Annotated in this window: 8 protein-coding genes; 3 read left to right on the forward strand and 5 right to left on the reverse strand. The window is 70.2% G+C overall.

Annotation, left to right across the window (positions count from 1 at the left end):
• Nucleotides 1-323 precede the first annotated feature (323 nt).
• Both L0P92_RS06730 and L0P92_RS06735 read left to right on the forward strand, forming a co-directional pair.
• On the forward strand, nucleotides 324-1,550 hold the full coding sequence (locus tag L0P92_RS06730; protein WP_234761594.1) for a thiolase family protein: 1,227 nt from the start codon (nucleotides 324-326) through the stop codon (nucleotides 1,548-1,550).
• The gene (locus tag L0P92_RS06735; protein WP_234761595.1) at nucleotides 1,547-3,676 is read left to right on the forward strand and encodes a 3-hydroxyacyl-CoA dehydrogenase NAD-binding domain-containing protein; all 2,130 of its coding nucleotides are present in this window, start codon (nucleotides 1,547-1,549) and stop codon (nucleotides 3,674-3,676) included. Before L0P92_RS06730 ends, L0P92_RS06735 begins: the two co-directional genes overlap by 4 nt.
• A 104-nt stretch (nucleotides 3,677-3,780) precedes the next feature.
• On the opposite strand, the gene L0P92_RS06740 is transcribed toward L0P92_RS06735, so the two are convergent.
• The 5 genes from L0P92_RS06740 to L0P92_RS06760 all read right to left on the reverse strand — a co-directional run bounded on the left by L0P92_RS06740 (nucleotide 3,781) and on the right by L0P92_RS06760 (nucleotide 17,366).
• On the reverse strand, nucleotides 3,781-4,797 hold the full coding sequence (locus tag L0P92_RS06740) for a PLL family lectin (RefSeq protein WP_234761596.1): 1,017 nt from the start codon (nucleotides 4,795-4,797) through the stop codon (nucleotides 3,781-3,783).
• Nucleotides 4,798-4,882: 85 nt separating this feature from the next.
• A complete protein-coding gene (locus tag L0P92_RS06745) occupies nucleotides 4,883-5,185 on the reverse strand; it encodes a DUF6188 family protein (protein WP_308289638.1) in 303 nt (100 codons plus the stop codon).
• Between the two features lie 329 nt (nucleotides 5,186-5,514).
• The gene (locus L0P92_RS06750) at nucleotides 5,515-5,973 is read right to left on the reverse strand and encodes a hypothetical protein (RefSeq protein ID WP_234761597.1); all 459 of its coding nucleotides are present in this window, start codon (nucleotides 5,971-5,973) and stop codon (nucleotides 5,515-5,517) included.
• On the reverse strand, nucleotides 5,963-12,856 hold the full coding sequence (locus tag L0P92_RS06755) for a polymorphic toxin-type HINT domain-containing protein (protein ID WP_234761598.1): 6,894 nt from the start codon (nucleotides 12,854-12,856) through the stop codon (nucleotides 5,963-5,965). The genes L0P92_RS06750 and L0P92_RS06755 overlap by 11 nt, the downstream gene beginning before the upstream one ends.
• 187 nt (nucleotides 12,857-13,043) lie before the next feature.
• Nucleotides 13,044-17,366, reverse strand: a complete 4,323-nt coding sequence (locus tag L0P92_RS06760) for a LamG-like jellyroll fold domain-containing protein (protein ID WP_234761599.1) — start codon at nucleotides 17,364-17,366, stop codon at nucleotides 13,044-13,046.
• Nucleotides 17,367-17,542: 176 nt separating this feature from the next.
• Between L0P92_RS06760 and L0P92_RS06765 the strand changes: the two genes are divergently transcribed.
• Nucleotides 17,543-18,451, forward strand: a complete 909-nt coding sequence (locus tag L0P92_RS06765; RefSeq protein WP_234761600.1) for an NAD(P)-dependent oxidoreductase — start codon at nucleotides 17,543-17,545, stop codon at nucleotides 18,449-18,451.
• Nucleotides 18,452-18,459 lie beyond the last annotated feature (8 nt).

Consider the following 18,459-nt stretch of genomic DNA (forward strand, 5'->3'; position numbering starts at 1 on the left):
GATCGTGGGGGGTGGGGTGGGGTCGCATCCGGTGCCCACGCCTGTGCTGACTCCTCGGGGGTCCACTGCGCCGCCGTCTCGTTGAGCGCCGTTGGTGGCTGCGGGTGCGTTGTGGCTGGTCGCGCCCACGCGGCGGAGCCGCACATCGATACAGCCCCGCGCCCCTATCGGGGCGCTCCAGCACCGTCGGCTCTGATGTGACGTTCGCCGCTCCCGCCCCCAGGACTGTGCAGCCACGTTACTCGTAAGTAGCATGGGCCTGAGCGCGCGCTCAGCGCTTGCGCAGTGCAGCAGTGCCATCCCGCATCTGGAGGAGAGCCATCGTGCCTCGTACCGTCAGGGACGTCGTCTTCGTCGACGGCGTCCGCACCCCGTTCGGCAAGGCGGGCCCGAAGGGCATCTACCACGAGACCCGTGCCGACGACCTCGTCGTGAAGGCGATCCGGGAGCTGCTGCGCCGCAACCCGGGTCTGGACCCGAAGCAGATCGACGAGGTCGCCATCGCCGCGACCACGCAGATCGGTGACCAGGGCCTGACCATCGGCCGTACCGCCGGCATCCTCGCGGGGCTGCCGCAGTCCGTGCCGGGCTACTCCATCGACCGTATGTGCGCCGGCGCCCTGACCGCCGTCACCACGGTCGCCGGTTCCATCGCCTTCGGCGCGTACGACGCCGTCATCGCCGGTGGTGTCGAGCACATGGGCCGCCACCCGATGGGCGAGGGCGTGGACCCCAACCCGCGGTTCGTGAGCGAGAAGCTGGTCGACGAGTCCGCGCTGTTCATGGGCATGACCGCGGAGAACCTGCACGACCGCTACCCCACCATCACCAAGCAGCGCGCCGACGAGTACGCGGTGCGCTCGCAGGAGAAGGCCGCGAAGGCGTACGCCAACGGCAAGATCCAGCAGGACCTGGTGCCGATCTCCGTACGCCGGACCAACGCCGAGGCGGGCGAGACGGGCTGGGGCCTGGTCACCGCCGACGAGCCGATGCGCCCGGGCACGACCCTGGAGAGCCTCGCCGGTCTCAAGACGCCGTTCCGCGTCCACGGCCGCGTCACGGCCGGTAACGCGGCGGGTCTGAACGACGGCGCCACCGCCTCGATCATCGCGTCCGAGGACTTCGCCCGCGAGAACAACCTGCCGGTCAAGATGCGTCTCGTCTCGTACGCCTTCGCGGGCGTCGAGCCGGAGGTCATGGGCTACGGCCCGATCCCGGCCACCGAGAAGGCCCTCGCCAAGGCCGGTCTGTCGATCGAGGACATCAACCTCTTCGAGATCAACGAGGCCTTCGCGGTCCAGGTGCTCGCCTTCCTGGAGCACTACGGCATCGCCGACGACGACGCGCGCGTCAACCAGTACGGCGGCGCCATCGCGTACGGCCACCCGCTCGCCTCGTCGGGTGTGCGTCTGATGACGCAGCTGGCCCGTCAGTTCGAGGAGCAGCCGGAGGTCCGTTACGGCCTCACCACCATGTGTGTCGGCTTCGGCATGGGCGCCACGGTGATCTGGGAGAACCCGAACCACAAGGACGCCGGAGGCGACAAGTGAGCACCACCGCTGAGCTTCTGAAGGGCGCAGCCGAGCTGTTTCCCGACGAGGTAGTGACGTCCGCGCACGTACGTCACCTCGACCTGCCGTTCGGCGCCGGGCGCTTCGCCCTGATCACGCTGGACAACGGCTTCGACCACACCAAGCCGACCACCTTCGGCCCGGCCTCGCTGGCGAACCTGAACGCCGCCATCGACCAGGTCGAGAAGGAGGCCGCGGACGGCGGCATCGTCGGCGTCGGCATCACCGGCAAGCCGTTCATCTTCGCCGTCGGCGCCGACCTCAAGGGCGTCGAGCTGCTGAAGGAGCACAAGGACGCGCTGGCCATCGGCAAGGGCGGCCACGAGGTCTTCAAGCGCCTCGCGGGCCTCGCCGTGCCGACCTTCGCGTACTACAACGGCGCCGCCATGGGCGGTGGCGTCGAGGTCGGTCTGCACTGCAAGTACCGGACCGTCAGCAAGGCGCTCCCGGCCTTCTCGCTCCCCGAGGTCTTCCTCGGCCTGGTGCCCGGCTGGGGCGGCTGCACGATCCTGCCGAACCTGATCGGCGCCGACAAGGCCGTCTCGGTGATCATCGAGAACAGCCTCAACCAGAACAAGCAGCTCAAGGGCCAGCAGGTCTTCGATCTGGGCATCGCCGACGCCATCTTCGAGGGCGCCGACTTCCTGGAGCAGTCGCTGATCTGGACCGCCCAGGTGGTCAAGGGCGACGTCGAGGTCGACCGTCCGGTGATCGACCGCGGTGAGGCCTGGGACCAGGCCGTCGCCAAGGGCCGCTTCATCGCGGACAGCAAGGTGCACGGCGCCGCTCCGGCCGCCTACCGTGCCCTCGACATCATCGCCGCCGCCAAGAACGGTGACCTCCAGCAGGGTTACGACGCCGAGGACAAGGCGCTCGCCGACCTGATCATGGGTGGTGAACTGCGCTCCGGCATCTACGCCTTCAACCTGGTGCAGAAGCGCGGCAAGCGTCCGGCCGGGGCGCCGGACAAGAACCTGGCGCGTCCGGTCACCAAGGTCGGTGTCGTCGGCGCCGGTCTGATGGCCTCCCAGCTCGCGCTGCTCTTCCTGCGCCGCCTGGAGGTGCCGGTCGTGCTGACCGACATCGACCAGGAGCGCGTCGACAAGGGTGTGGGCTACGTCCACGCCGAGATCGACAAGCTGCTCGGCAAGGGCCGTATCAACCAGGACAAGGCCAACCGCCTCAAGGCGCTGGTGAGCGGTGTCCTGGACAAGGCCGAGGGCTTCTCCGACGCGGACTTCGTCATCGAGGCCGTCTTCGAGGAGATCGGCGTCAAGCAGCAGGTGTTCGCGGAGGTCGAGGCGGTCGCCCCGGCGCACGCCATCTTCGCCACCAACACCTCCTCGCTGTCGGTCTCCGAGATGGCGTCGAAGCTGAAGCACCCCGAGCGGGTCGTGGGCTTCCACTTCTTCAACCCGGTGGCCGTGCTCCCGCTGCTGGAGATCGTCCGCGGCGAGCAGACGGACGACGCCTCCCTGGCGACCGCCTTCGCCGTCGCCAAGAAGCTGAAGAAGACCGCGGTGCTGACGAAGGACGCCCCGGCGTTCGTCGTGAACCGCATCCTCACCCGCTTCATGGGCGAGATCCAGAACGTCATCGACGAGGGCACGCCGGTCGAGGTCGCGGAGAAGGCGGTGGAGCCCCTGGGCCTGCCGATGTCTCCTCTCGTCCTGCTGGAGCTGGTCGGTCCCGCGATCGGTCTGCACGTCTCGGAGACCCTCAACCGGGCCTTCCCGGACCGCTTCACCGTCTCCCCGAACCTCGCGGCCGTCGTCAAGGCGGGCAAGCGCGGCTTCTACGTCTACGACTCCGGGAAGCCGGAGCTGGACCCGGAGGTCGCCGCGCTGCTGAAGCAGGGCGACTCCGTCCTGACCGAGGAGCAGGTGCGTGACCGCGTCCTCGACGCCGTCGCCCAGGAGATCGGGCTCATGCTCGACGAGGGCGTCGTCGCCGAGGCCCAGGACATCGACCTCTGCCTGATCACGGGCGCCGGCTGGCCCTTCCACCTGGGCGGCATCACGCCGTACCTGGACCGCGAGGGTGTCTCCGAGCGCGTGAACGGCAAGAAGTTCCTGGCACCGGGCGTGGCGAGCGTCCCGGCGTAACGCTCCGCTGTGCACGCCGGTGCCCCGCACGCCGAGTTGGTGTGCGGGGCACCGGCGTTGTCGGTAGGCAGGGCTGAAATACCGGGACCGGGATTTCAGGCGCCTCAGACCTCCCGCCAAGCCTCCAGCGCCAGCCCCGGCTCGTCCTTGCGCCGGGTGATCAGCAGCTGGCCCGTCGACGGGGACACCGAAGCCGCCACCACGCGCTCGTCCTCGTCCACCGCCAGCGCCACCACCGCGTCGGCGGGCAACTGCGGGCCGGATTCGGTCCACCACGCCCCGGCCGACTCCTGCTCCGTCGGATACGCGGCGAAGGCGACGCGGCCGCTCGCCGAACGCTGGGCGAGCAACGTGCAGTCGTGGCCGTCGAGTTCGCAGCGGATCGCGGAGACCGGGCCGGGGCCCGCGGAGGCCAGCAGGGTCACCGGCTTGGTGCCGGGGCGCCAGGCGCGCAGGTCGCCGGAGTCGTCGGCGAAGAAGAGGGTGGTGTGCTCGGCGGAGGTGGCCAGGGCGTGCAGGGTGCCCGGGCGGACCGGGGTCTCCATCGCCTCCTCCAGGACCGGGACGGCGCCCGGCTTCTCCTGCTGCCAGTGCAGCAGGGCTCCGGGGACGGCCGCGTACAGCTCCACGAGCCCGGACTCGCCGGTCACGGCGGCCAAGTGGTCCTGTACGGAACGGCCCTTGAGGTCACGCCAGGGGCCCCAGCCGCCGGCCTCCTTCTGGCCGCGCATGCTCACGCCGCCGCCCTTGTTCCGGACGAAGACATGGGCGCGTCCCTGCGCGTCGACCGTGACGGCGGGGGTGCCGGTGCGGTCGCCGGTCTGGTTCGGGTGGCCGATGGGGATCCAGTCCAGGGCGGCCAGGCGCGGGCGGAAGTGCGTGGAGTGGACGAGGCCCGCCTCGCCGGCCTTGGTGGGGCGCCAGGCGGCCAGATGGGCGTAGGCGTCGGCGCCCTGTCCGACTGCGGGGCCGGGGCGCAGCTTCTGGTCGCCGCCGACCGTGCGCGCGGGTTCCCAGGGGCCGCCGGGTCCGAGTTCCGCCCGGCACAGGACGGCCTCGTCGGTCGGCAGATAGACGCTGAGGCGGCCGTCACGGCCGCGGATGAGCCAGTCGCCGTTCACCGGATCACCATATGCGGGGCGGGCCTGTGGTCGGGTGGCGCCCCCCGGCTTCCGAGCGCACGGCATTCCGGCCCCGGGTCTCTCCTTACGGGCTGTCAGCGCCGAGGTACGTCATGGCGCCGATTCCGCCGCGGTACGCCCAATGGAAGTCACCCGGCTTTCGAACGCGCACCACCAACTCGGGATCGTCCCCGCGGACGTTCAGATGGTGCCCGGTATCGAATGCGACGCGCAGCCCACCGGAGGTGAATGCCACCGCCGACACCACGGTGGCACCCACCAGTTCTTCCCATTGCTCGGCAGGGACCGATAGCGCACCGGGAGCGGATGCCGGCCCGTGCGTCAGATCCGCCGTTCCGTCGAATGTCAGCTCCGCGCCGTGGCGGATCCGCTGTCTGCCGGACCGCGGTGACCAGAAGGCCTCGCAGCGCCAGGATCCACGAGGACGGGTCGGGCCGGAACTCCTGGCTCAGGGCGTCGAGGGCCTCTCTCACCTCCTCCTCGCGACAACCGCTCCGCAAGTACAACTCCCTGGACCTCAGGAACGCGCAGACGGCATCGAGCGTTCGGCGCCACTTCGCCGCGTCACCGCTTCCAGAAACCAGGTGCATACAGTCATCGCCATCCGTAGTCTCCCCGGAATTGTCAGTACTGGAAAAGCGGCCCCCTGCTCCCGAGTACGGGGAGCAGGGGGCCGCGTGGCGATGCCGGACCGCGTCAGATGGTCTCCGGCGGGAATCCGTGGTGGGCTCCACCACGGACGAAAGCCCGCCAGGCCTCGAAGTTCCCCGAGCAGTCGGGGAACACCTCGAGCCGGAAGCCCTGCTCCCAGGCCACGGTGAGCTCGCCCGCCGCGCCGACGGTCACACCGTCGACGGAGGGACGGAGCTGTCCGAGAATCTTGTTGATCTTCGTGGCGCGAGCGTCGTAGACCATGCGAAATTCATCGAAGGCCTGCTCTCCCGCGCCCTTTTGCGGGTACCGCATGTCCGCGGATCCCAGGATGATCTTCGCGTCGTGCACGATCCGGAACGGGCACTGCATGTGGACCATGACCTCCTCGCCGTCGGGGCCGCGGAACTCGACGATGCCCATGTCCACGGCCCTGCCGACGGAGTGGGCGACGGCGCCCGTCAGGATTCGGGTGATCTCGTCCACCCGCAGCTCAGCAGCCACCGAACAGCCCCCTGCCTTCCTCGACGATGCGATGGTAGCCGTAGCCCTGGCCGGTGATCCGGTCGTGCAGCATGCGGCGCTCCGCGGGGGTGACGTCGCGTCCGAGTTCGCCCTCGATCTTCTTCAGCGCGTCCCTGAACTCCTTGTTCTCCGCCTGGTTGCCACGCGGGGAGTGCTTGCCGTCGTCGTCCAGATCACCGCCGTCCCAGGTCTCCTTGATTTCCGCCAGGCCCTTTTCCCAGTCGAACCCACCGTCGTCGTTGTGGACGAGGAGCGGGGTCGCACCGGCGACGACGTAGTACGTGTGGATGTCGTCGATGGTGAGGTCGTGCGTGCGCTGGAGCTTGTGGTACTCGCGGGTCTTCTCGACCCGGACCGTGCCGCCGTCGACGGTGCGCAGCGTCATACCCGGTACGAGGTGACCGGCGTCGACCCAGGTGCCCTCGGAGGGCGACCAGAACGGGTGCGTCGTCGTGGACGTCAGTGACTGTGCGCCCCGGACACCCTCGCGGGAGACCGTGAGGTCGATGAAGTGCTTGTCGTCCTTGGTGATGATGGTGGCGACGACGGTCCGCGTCGTGGTCAGTCCGCTCTCCGGGTCGGTGACCACGATCTTGTCGCCGAGCCTGACGTCCTCGATCGGCTTGCTGGACCCGTCGGACATCAGCACGTGCGTGCCCGGCGTGAAGCTGTGCCGGCCGCCTCCGACGAGGCACTGGATGGGTACGGAGTCCGTCTTCTTCAGGGCCGCCTTGAAGCCCTTGAAGACGACCTTGGCGCCCTTGCCCAGCAGTCCGGTGCCCACCGCGATGCCTGCGTCGATCGCCGCGGCCTTGCAGGCGCTGCCTGAGCCCCTGATGCAGCCGATGTAGTCGTCGACGCCCAGGACCTCCAGGATCCCCGGCCCGTTCTGGTCGCCGAACCAGCCGAGCTTGCCCACCGCGGAGCAGAACTCCGAGCCCATGTTGTTCAGGCCTGTGCAGCGGGCTCGCGCCCAGTTCTGGAGGTTGTGCTGGTAGTCCAGGCGCTCGTGGTAGTACGGGAAGTGCTCGGCGAGTTCCGCCTGGGTCGGGATGTAGACGCCCTGGATGGTGATCGAGTCACCCTTGGGCGCGATGACGATCGGCTTCTTGCCGTAGGTGCCGTTCCTCCTCGCCTCCTCCGACATCTTGACCGCGGTGTCGTAGCAGGACTGCGTCCGCTGACAGTTGTTGGAGGTGCCGTCGATGACGCCGTCGGTGTCGCCTTCGACGCCCGCGCAGATTCCGTCCGCTCCGCCGCCCGGCGCACCGTGGATGCAGCCGAGGCCGTCGGGGTCGCTGAAGGTGAGCGGGCTGTTGTTGCTGTAGGCGTAGGCGTTCAGTGCCTGCGGGTCGCCCGGGGTGAGCAGCGGGTCGACCGAGAGGAACCGGCCGGTCGCCGGGTCGTACTCACGGGCGCCGAGGTGCTGCAATCCGGTGGACTCGGTGTCGTCCACGCCGCCGACGAAGCCCTGGACACCGGGCCAGTTGCTCGGCTCGGTGCCGCGGGCACCGCCGAAGGGCAGCATGCGACGCTGCGTCAGCTGCTGGCTTCCCGCGTCGACCGCCAGCTGTCCCGTGCCGAGGTGGTCGGCGATGGTGAACGAGACGGAGCCGTCGTTGTCGATCACGGCCTGGTGCCCACTGCCGAGGTCCAGGGTGCGGGTGGCCTCGGCGGTGGTGCCGCCCTTGGCCACGGTGATCCGGGTGGCGCCGAGGTAGAGCGTGTTCTCCTTCGAGGTGCGGGCGATGAGCCGGTTGCCGGCCGCGTCGTAGACGTACTCGGTGATGTCGTCCGGCTTGCCCTCGACCGGCTTGGTCACCTTGACCAGATGGCCTTCGGCGTCCCAGTCGAGGTCCTGGGTGGTGCCCGCGAGGGTGCGGGTGTCGGTGTTGCCGACGACGTCGTAGCCGTAGGAGTCCTGCGCGGTGCCGCCGGGACCGGTCTGGGTGACCGTGTTCACGGCGTGCGGACGCGGCTTGCCCGGGTCCGGGTAGTCGTAGGTGCGCACGGTGTTCTTCGCCGTGTCACCGGTGACGTCGTGCAGGGTCTCGGTCTCCCGGTTGCCCACCTTGTCGTAGGTGTAGGAGTGCCAGTACGGCGCGGGGCCGCCGACCGTCTGCCCGCTCGGTGCCGTGGCGCAGGTGGTCGTGGACTGGGTCCAGGCCGTGGTCATGCGGCGCAGGTGGTCGTAGTCGAAGCACTGCGTGTCCGTGCCGGAACGGGAGACGTCCGAGACGGACAGGACGTTGCCCATCTGGTCGTAGCCGTAGGTGTTGTGACGGTCGACGCCCGCCACGTCCTGACGGTCCACCCGGGAGGTGGCCAGACGCTCGGTGCCCCACTCGTAGGTGTTGGTCACCCAGGTCTTCTTGCCGCCGTTGTTCGACAGTTCGAACTGGAGCGGCCTGCCGGTGAGGCTGTAGCTGGTGGCGAAGTCGATGCCCTGGCTGCCGCTGAGCGCGATCGGCCGCTGGGTCTGGTCCTCGTAGGTGAACGCCACCGTGGTGGCGGGCAGGGCGCCGGCCGCCGGGGAGCCGGTCGTGCGGACGGAGCCGTCCACGTTGTACGCGGTGGCCGACAGATAGGTACCGGCGAGCGCTCCCTCGCTCGCGGGGATCGTCACGGTCGAGCGCAGCGGTCGGTAGAGCCGGTCGTAGGCGACGACCTTGTTGGTGTACGCCTCGGAGCCGACGTAGCGGGTGGACTCGGCCAGGTGGCCCTTCGCGCCGCTGATGGTGTCGTAGACCCACTTGGCCCGCAGCTGGCCCGTGGCGCTGTTCTCCCGCAGCTCGGTCTGCCGGCCGAGCCCGTCGCGGACGTAGTACAGGTCGGTGGACCGGTCGTCGGAGATGGACAGGACCTGGCCACGGTCGTCGTACTCGGTGGAGCTGGGGCCCCGGTCGGGGTCGACGGTCGTCTTGAGGTTGCCGAGCAGGTCGTAGGTGTAACTCCAGACGTTGCCCGCCGGATCGGTCAGCTTCTCCAGTTCGCCGCGCGGGGTGTAGGTGTAGCGGGTGGTGTCGAACGCGGCTTGCTCGGAGCGGGTGTGGTGCTGGCGCAGCTCCGTGGTCCGCCCGCGGGCGTCGGTGACGGTCGTGGTCGCGGTGCCGCCCACCGGCGGGACGACCGTGGTGCGGTCGCCGCCGTAGCTCGTGCGGGTCGTGCCGAGCACCGTGCCGCCGTCGCCGTTGCCCGCGATCTGCTCGCTCACGGTCGGCCGGCCCATACCGTCGAACGTGGTGCGGGTCTGGGTCTCGACCGAGAGCGCGTCCGCGGGCTTGAACAGGGTCCGTGAGGGCGCCCCGGTGGCGTAGTAGGTGTCGAAGGTCTTGGCTGTCAGCCCGCGTTCGTCGTAGAAGGCGTCGGAGAGCAGCCGCCCGCCGTCCGGGCCAGGCTTCTGCGTCTGGCGCTGGCGCAGGAACCCGTCGTACAGGCTGTACGCGGTGACCTGGCTGCCGTTGGTGCCCAGCGCCTTGGTGGAGACCGCGACCGGCTGGCCGTCGCTGACCAGGTAGTCGAACTCGTACGTCGGGGTCAGCGTCGTCTGCCGGTCGGCCAGCCACACCTTCGAGGATCTGCCGAGCGCGTCGTAGGTGAAGGTCGTGACCTTGCCGTTGGCGTCGGTCTGGGTCAGCGGCAGGCCGCGGCGGAGGTCATGGGTGGCATAGCTGACCAGGGCCGTGGTGGCGTCCCCGGCCTTCGCCGGCGGTGTGGTCGTGGTCGTCTTCGTGACGAACCCGGTGCTCGGCGTGCGGTCGGTGGTGGTGGTACGGCCGTCCGTGCGCGCGGTGCGCACGGGGGCGCCCGTGCCGGTCACCGTGACGTTCGCGGTGAGGTCGGTGCTGGTGAGGACCCGTCCGTAGGAGTCGAAGGTCGCCCCGGACTCCAGGTAGCTGGCCGTGGTGCCGTCGTGCTTCTTCAGCAGGGCCGTGGCCGTGACGTCGCCCTTGGTCGGGGCCGCGCCGTAGGCGCCGCCGTCGTAGGCCGTGCGGACGTCGGAGATGACCTCCTTGGAGCGGTCGACGGGGTCGGCGCAGGACTTCGCGACGGTCTCGACGCGGTCGGGCAGGCCGAGGATGTTGTCGGAGCTGTTGGTGGCGTAGGTGGTGCGGGTGCAGCGGTTGTCCGCGGCGGTGGTGTTGTCGCCGAAGTCGTCGACCTGGGTGACCCGTCCGGCCACGGTGTCGTACGAGGTGGCGGTGGAGGTGGTCCGCCAGGACGCGCCCGCCCCGTCGTCCAGGGAGGTCCAGGTCTTGGTGTGGGCGACGCCGGTGAAGTTGGCGGTGACCGTGCCCCAGTCGCGGGTCTTCTTCGCGGTCTGGTGGTACCAGGGGCGGTTCACGGTCTTGGTGAGGGCCTTGCCGCCGTTGCCGGAGTAGCCGACCGTCTTGTAGGTGGTGCCGGCGAGCGCCTCGTGGTCGGTGATGGGGTCGCCCTCGCCTTCGCCGAGGGTGACGCTGACGTTCTTGGTGCCGCCGGTCGGGGACTCGCGGTCGCCGTCCATGCCGCGCAGGAAGTAGGAGTCGGACTGCGACTTCATCGCCGTGTCGCCGCCCTGACCGCCGGTCTTGACGCGGACGTGTCCGTAGCCGCGCCACTGGGACCAGGTCTTGGACTTCTCCTTGGTCAGACCGTCGTCATCGTCGTAGTGCCAGGCGGCTCCGCCCAGGTACTCGTACCGGGTGACCTGGTCGGGCGCTCCACCGGTGCGGTCGGTGCCGGTCACGGAGGTGACGACGTACTTGTTGAACCAGTGCCGCTCGGGGTCCTCCGTGGAGCTGCCGCCGATGTACTGCGGGAAGCAGCGCGTGGTGTTGGTCTGCGGGGTGGGCAGGGCGGCCCAGTCGCAGGCCGGTGCCGAGTAGTTGACGTCGATCTGGCCGCCGTACTCGTCGGCGATCGTCGACAGGCGTGACTTGATGAACGGGGCGAAGCCGTCACCGGTCTTGTCGAGCCGGTTCTCCAGCTGGGTGTAGCTGAAGGTGGTCTTCGGCAGGGTGACCGTGGGGGTGGCGGTGTGGCCAGTGTGCTGGATGGAGTCGAGCAGCAGCTGGTAGTCGATGTCGGCCATGCCCCAGCGGTGGGCCAGCTTCCAGGAGTCGACCTTCTGGTAGGCGCCGGCGGCGTCGATGACCTGCGTGGTCACCTCGCTGAGGCGCTTGCGCGTCCAGAACGTGGGCGACAGGCGCCCGTCGTCGCAGTCCTTGCCCTCGTCGCAGTTGAGGTCCCAGGGCGTGTCGTACCAGTACGCCGAGTCGGTGGAGATGGACGAGCAGGTGGTCTGCGCGTCCGGCAGGCAGCGTTCGGCGTTGGTGAAGGTGACCTTCGCGAGCGCCGGAGTGCCGTACATCGAGGACGACTTGAGGCCGTACTGGATCTCGTCGAGGTGGCCGCCACGGGTGTAGCGGGTGTCGTCGGTGGCCTTCAGGTTGCGGCCGTAGGAGTTCTTCTCCTGGGTGTAGTAGTACGCGATGGCGTTGCCGCGCGGGTCGACGACGTAGTCGAGGTTCCAGCGCCAGGCCTGCTGGCACCAGGAGTCGGCGAAGGCGGCGGCGTGGCAGGCCTCGCCCGTGTCGTCGCCGAAGACGGGCGCGGTCCACGTGGAGTTCGTGGTCTTCTTGCCGTCGGCCCAGCCGGGCAGCCGGTGGTAGCCGAAGTAGTAGCGCACCCCGTCGGGGTCGGTGAGCCGCCAGTACTCGCCGTTGTCGTCGCCGTTGCCGCGGTTGGTGGACGTCAGCCGGGCGATCCGGGTGCCGTCGTCCTGGCGGAGCTTGAACTCGCCGTCGGTACCGGTGGGGACGAGCTCGCCGCCCTTGCCGTTGAAGCTGATGAAGGCGTTGTCGTAGCCCCAGCACAGGTCGCCGGGCTTCATGCCGTCGCTGTTCTCGACGCCGTCCTCGGCGCACGGCTTGTAGCGGCGCTCTATATAGCCCGGCCACATGTCGAAGCCGCTGCCGATCCAGGAGGACTGGTTGTTGGTCTCGGTGGTGCGGCCGTCGACGGAGCCGGAGGAGTAGCCGATTCCGATGCTGGGCTTCAGTCCGCCGGGCACCTCGGGGACGCCCATGTCGTAGGACCAGGCGAAGTCACCGGTGTTGAGGTTGGTCTGCCAGGTCGCGGACGGGGCGAGGGTGGTCGCCTTGTAGTCACCGGTGGCCGCGCTGTCGTCCGCGACGGCCGCGAGCACGGTCGGCTGTGCGGAGGCGATCCGCACGGACGGGGCGGTGAGCGCGCCGGCCTCCGTGTCGTTCACGGTCTCGACGGGCTTCTGGGTACGGCACTTGGCCCGCTCCGGCGTCTTCAGGACACAGGCGGGCAGCTGGACCAGGCGGAGCCGGGCGCCGTAGCCGCCGCCGTAGGCCTGTGCGAGGTCGCGGTAGTCGACGCGTACCTGGGCGGCGCCGTCGGTGAAGCCGGTGCGCTCGGGGGCGAGCGTCACGAGCAGGCCGTCGATCGCGGCCTTCTTGGTCTGCCCACGCCCGGCGAGCTCGACCCGCACGGCACCGGCGGCACCACGTGCCTTAGCGGCGCCGACGGAGACCGGCAGCTTGCCGGCCTTCACCGGAGCCTGGGCGGCGCCGCCCTTCGCGCCCTTCGCGCTCGCCGAGCCCTTCGCGCCCTTCTGACCCGCCGGGGTCCCGGTGAGGGTCACCCGGCCCGAACCCGCCCCGGGCCACTCGGCCTTGGGCGCGGTCCGCGGGGTGCGCGGGCCGCGCTCCACCGTGCGGGGCTTGGTCTTGGCCGCGGCGCCGGCCACGGGCCGCTCCGCCTTCGGCAGGGCCGGCCGGCCCCGCCCGTCGTCCGCCACGGCTCCCGCGCCCGCCGGGGCGGTGACGCCTTGGAGCACCGTGGCGATCATGACTATTCCGGAAGCCAGCGCGGTCTTCCGTCTCCATCGGGCCGCGCGGCCCGGTTGTCCCGTATCCCTCATCGTTCCCCTTGATGTGTGACAGCTCGTGTGCGGCCGGTGGCGGCCCGGGCCGGACCCGGGCGGCAGCGCGGTGCCGGCCCGTACGCGCGGGGCGACGGGCCGGCACCGCCTCCGGTCAGTCCGTGCCGGGTACCTCGGTGGCGACGCCCGGCATGCCCAGCGACAGATGGGCGATCTGGGAGTCGCTGAGCGCGCCCTGGAAGGCCCAGACGTCGTCGATGGCGCCGGGCCAGTACTCGCCCCACGCCCCCGCCGTGCGGGCGCGGCCGATCTGGAGTCCGCCCGTGGCCTTGTACGACAGGACGTTCTCGGACCACGACAGGCGGTCGGCGCAGGCGGTGTCGTCGGACTCGCCGTCACCGTCGTCGTCCGCGCAGGCGACCTCCTCCAGCTGCCCGTTCACATAGAGCCGGGCCTCCTTGGCGAAGCCGTCGTAGACGAGCGCCAGGTGGTTCCAGTCCCGTGCGTCGTAGAACTGCTGGTTCTCGGTGCGTACGACGGTGGCGTCCGCGGCGTCGGAGTCCGGCATCGAGATCTGCCAGCGCCCGGCGCCCGCCTCGCCCTCGGCGGCCGGTACGTGCCGGACCGCGAAGGCGCTGTTGGACGTGCCGGGTGCGCTGAGGACCGCTGCGCTGCGGGTCGGGGCACCGGCCGAGGTGGCCCAGCCCATCACCGTGAAGCTGGCCGTCGTGTCGACGACGGGTGTCGCGGTCGCGGCGTGGTCGTCGACGCCGTCCAGCTGGAGGGCGCCGTCGTCGACCCAGGAGGCCCCGACCTGCGCGCCGCCGCCCACGGTCAGCGTCCGGTTCTCGGCGGAGGCGTCCGGGCTGGTGGCCGGGGTGCCGGTGGCCACCGTGTCCAGCAGCCAGCGGCCCTTGACCAGCGGCCGCTGCCGGAACATCTGCCGGACCTCGTCGGCGGAGAGGGGCCGGTCGAACAGGTTCACCTCGTCGATCTGCCCGGCGAAGAACGATCCGGGCGTGCCGTCGTAGGAGCCGGCGCCGATCTGCACCGCGCCGCCCGCGTACCAGCCGGCCTGGAGATCCGTCTCCCCCGCCTTGACGCCGTTGACGTACAGGGTGAGCTTGTTCGCGACGGTGTCGTGCACGCCCACCAGGTGGGTCCAGGTGTCGCCGAACGCGGTCTGCCCGTCGGCCTGCATCGCCCGGATCGGGGTGGCGGTCGAGGTGTCCGACGAGTACTGGTTGACCGCCCAACGGTCGTACGTCTTGGAGTAGTAGAGCTCCAGACCCGGCCGGTGGGTGCCCGTCTGGGTCACGATGACGGCGGCGTGGTCGGGCTTGGTTTTGGGCAGCTTCGCCCAGGCCGAGACCGCGAAGCTGCGCTGGTTGTTCAGCAGCGGCCGCCCGGTGGAGGCGTAGTCGTCGGTGCCGTCGAGGGTCAGGGCCTTGCCCGCGATGCCGGGCTGCCCTGACGTGAGGCCTCCGGAGAACGTCGCGGACGCGACCTCCGCGGCACCGGTCAGGACGGTCGTCGGGTTGCCGGCGCTGTCCGTGGGCTGCTCGTCCAGCGGGAACACGGCGCGTGCGCTGCGGCCCGAGATGAGCGAGTCCTTGCCGTAGAGCCGGGTCACCTCGCCGGACGACACCGGCTTGTCGAAGATCTGCAGCTCGTCGATGGCACCGGGGAAGAACGACCCCGGCTGTCCGCTGTAGGAGCCGGCGCCGATCTGGAGCCCGCGCCGCGCGTCCCACGGCGAGTCGTACGTCGTGGTCCCGGCCAGCTGGCCGTTGACGTACAGGTTCATCTCGTTGTAGGTCGCGCTGTAGGAGCCCACCAGATGGGTCCATTCACCGGCCTTGACTCCGCCCGGCGCCGCCTGCATGGCCCGTACGATGCCGGCGCTCGCGCTGTCGGACGTGTACTGATTGAACGCCCAGCGGTCGTAGCTCTTCGAGTAGTACAGCTCGAAGCCCGGGGAGTGGTTGCCGGGCTGCGCCGCGATGATCGCCGCGTGGTCCGGCATCGCCGACAGCTTCGCCCATGCCGAGACGGCGAACCCGGTGGAGGTGTCCACGGTGGGGATGTCGGTGACCGCGTAGTCGTCGACGCCGTCGAACGACGCCGCGTTCCCCTTGGCCCCGGCCACGCCGAGGGTGACACCGCCGCGCAGTTCGGCGGTGCGTGGCGGCGCCGAGCCCTTGGCCGTGCTCGCGCCGGCGCCCTCGTCCAGCTGCCAGGTCGCCCGCTCCGGCTGCCCGGCCTTGACCCGGAACTGGTAGGTGCGGATCTCGCTGTCGTTCCCCGCCGAGTCGAACGCCTGGGCGGTGATGAAGTTCAGCCCGGGCTTGGCGGGCAGCAGGGGTGCCGTCTTCAGCGCACCGGAGGACGTGGTCAAGGTGTTCTTCGAAGTCGGGTCGCCGTTGATGCCGAACCAGTACTTCGTCACGTCGGTCTCGGGCGAGTCGATGTCGAAGAAGCCGTACTTGCCGACGCCGTCGTACCAGGGGTCCTCGGGGTTCTCCGGGTCGGAGGCCGGGTACTCGCCGGATGTGATCGTCGGGGCCTTGGGCACCTTGGTGTCGTAGACGAAGTAACAGCCCGTGGGGTCACCGGTGTACGACCACGGCGAGTACTGGGCGCCGTCGTAGGAGCGCGCGTACCAGTGGACCGTCTTGTTCGCGGTGACCGAGGGCAGCGCGATGGAGAAGCTGGACCCGGACTTCTTGTACGAGGTCAGCGCCGGCTTCCAGCGGGCGATGAGGCCCTTGCCGTCACCGGAGTCCCACTTGGCCTGGAACTGGACGGCGATGTTGTCGCCGTCGGGGTCGGTGACGTTGTTCGCGTAGACCTTGCCCAGGGTGCGCACGCGGGCCGGAGCGGAGGGCTTCTTGCAGGTGCCGCCGTACTCCATCGTCAGCTGGGACGTCTTGATCTGGGACGGCGGGCGGTTGTACTTGACCCGCAGGAACGCGTCGTCCGAGAAGCGCTTCCAGGCGTATTCGTCCGTCTCGCTGGACGCCCGCAGACCGAAGGTCATCGTCGACCACTTGCCGTTCGCGGCCTGCTGGACGGCGGAGCGCACGTCGAACTCCGCGTCCTTGGCGGCGCAGCCGTCATAGCCGTAGGCGAAGCTCTCCGTCTTGAGGTGGTCGATCCAGAAGTCCGAGTTGTCCTGGGAGTTCCAGGTGGTCGACGAGCTGATGCCCTTGGTGCGCCACAGCTGCACCCCGCGGTCCGAGCACGACGCCGACCAGGTGTTGCGCACGACGAACTCGGCGGACAGGATGCTCCGGCCCGCGAACTTGGAGACGGGGATGCGGTAGAAGAGCCGCTTGGTGTCGTACGGCTGGCAGTAGTGCCAGCCGCAGTAGCCCATGCCGGCGGTGGACTCGCCGTTGAACTTCCACTGCGGCGACGACGCCCAGTACTTGGACACCATCGTCCACGCGGACCGCTTGGGCGAGTACCACTGCGGGTCGATGTAGACGGGGTACTCGGTGTCCGGGCCCTTCAGCACGTCCGCGTCCGGCTTGAGCACCAGCTCGCGTCCGGTGGCGGGCAGTTCCACGCCTACGGGTGCGAGCTTCCCGGACTCGGCGGCGTCGGTCCCGTCGCCGTTTCCGCCCGGCGGGGCGGCCTTGGCGTCCCCGGAGGCGACCGTGGCCCTGGCACGCTCCACGCCGCCGGCCGACTTGGCCGTGGCGGTCGCGCTCTTGCCGGGGCTGGAGTCCCACATGACGGGCCGCGGCGCCTCGAACACCGCGCTGCCGGCGCCCTCGTCGACGGCTTCCAGACCGCCCGAGGGCGTCTCGCGTACGTCCAGGTCCTGAGCGGACAGCTTCAGCCGCAGCTCCTTCAGCGCCGGACTGGCCGCCGCCTCGGCGGACTTGACGACGAGCAGCTGGGTGAAGCCGTCCTCCTGCGCGCCCATGCGCAGGTCCACGTCCGGAAGAACGTTCCGGTAGGTCGCGGTCTCCCCGTCGAGTTCCGGCGCCGGGAGTTTCGTCGGCCAGGACAGGGCGAGCTCACGTCCGGCGCGCTCCATGCGCACCAGGGGCTGGTCGCCGCCGCCGGAGAACTCCAGCCGTACCGTGGTCGCCCCGGGGGCGACCGTGCCGTCGGCTCGCTTGGCGAGGCCGGTGTCGATCGGCTTCCACGCGCCGTCGACCCGGGCGCGTACGGGGCGCAGGTGCTCCCGCGCCTCGAGTTTGCCGTCCGGTGTCGCGTACACCTCGCTGCTCTCGGCGCGCAGCGACACGATCTCCACGGCCGTGCCGGTCCGCTTGGCCTTGGCCAGCGCCTCTGCCTCGGACAACGTCTCGGTGTCCGTGCTCTGTCCGGCCGTCTGCCGCGGTGCCGCCGCCGATGCGGCCGTGGTCACCGCCGGTGGCAGTGCGACCACCAGGCCCAGCCCGAGTGCCACGGACAGCGCGCCGCCCAGGACGCGTCTTCGTGACTTCCCTTCGGTGCTCACACACCTCACCCCCCTGTATGAAGATTTGATGAGAACAAGCTGACGGACTGTACTCCGGCGCCGACGCGGTGATCGAGAGGAGAATCTGGGCATACGGAAACGACCTCACGCGTGTGACCATGATCTTGGTCACAGCACTGGTAGCAACGTCCGTACGAGAACAGGAAGTCGACGTCATGACCGACAAGCTCACCGTGAGCGTCCTGGGCACCGGCATCATGGGCGCCGCGATGGCCCGCAACCTCGCGAGGGCCGGGCACACCGTCCGCGTCTGGAACCGCACCCGCGCCAAGGCCGAGCCCCTGGCCGCCGACGGCGCCCTCGTCTCCGGCACCCCGGGCGAGGCGGTGCGGGGCGCCGACGTCGTCCTGACCATGCTGTACGACGGTCCCGCGACGCTGGACGTCATGCGCGAGGCGGCGCCCGCGCTGCGCCCGGGTGCCGCGTGGGTGCAGTCGACGACCGCGGGCATCGAGGGCATCGCCGACCTGGCCGGCTTCGCGCGCGAGCACGGTCTCGTCTTCTACGACGCCCCGATGCTCGGCACCCGTCAGCCCGCCGAGGCCGGTCAGCTCACCGTGCTGGCGGCGGGCCCCGTCGAGGGCCGGCCGACGGTGACGCCGGTGTTCGACGCGGTGGGCGCCCGTACGGTGTGGACCGGGGAGGACGGCGGGGCCGGCAGCGCGACCCGCCTGAAGCTGGTCGCCAACAGCTGGGTGCTGGCGGTGACGAACGCGGCCGGTGAGGTGCTGGCGCTGTCCAAGGCCCTGGACGTGGACCCGCGGCGGTTCTTCGAGGTGATCGACGGCGGCCCGCTCGACATGGGGTATCTGCGCGCCAAGACCGGGCTGGTGCTGAACGACGGGCTGTCCCCGGCCGCGTTCGCGGTGCGTACGGCCGCGAAGGACGCGCGGCTGATCGTGGAGGCGGGTGAGCGGTACGGCGCCCGCCTGGACGTGGCCGCGGCGAGCGCGCAGCGGTTCGAACGGGCGGACGCGCAGGGCCACGGGGACGAGGACATGGCGGCGGCGTACTTCGCCAGCTTCGAGGAGGGGGACGGCAAGGAGAAGGAAGAGGGGCAGTAGCCCCTGGC

Source organism: Streptomyces muensis (genome assembly GCF_021474425.1).
GTDB lineage: Bacteria > Actinomycetota > Actinomycetes > Streptomycetales > Streptomycetaceae > Streptomyces > Streptomyces muensis.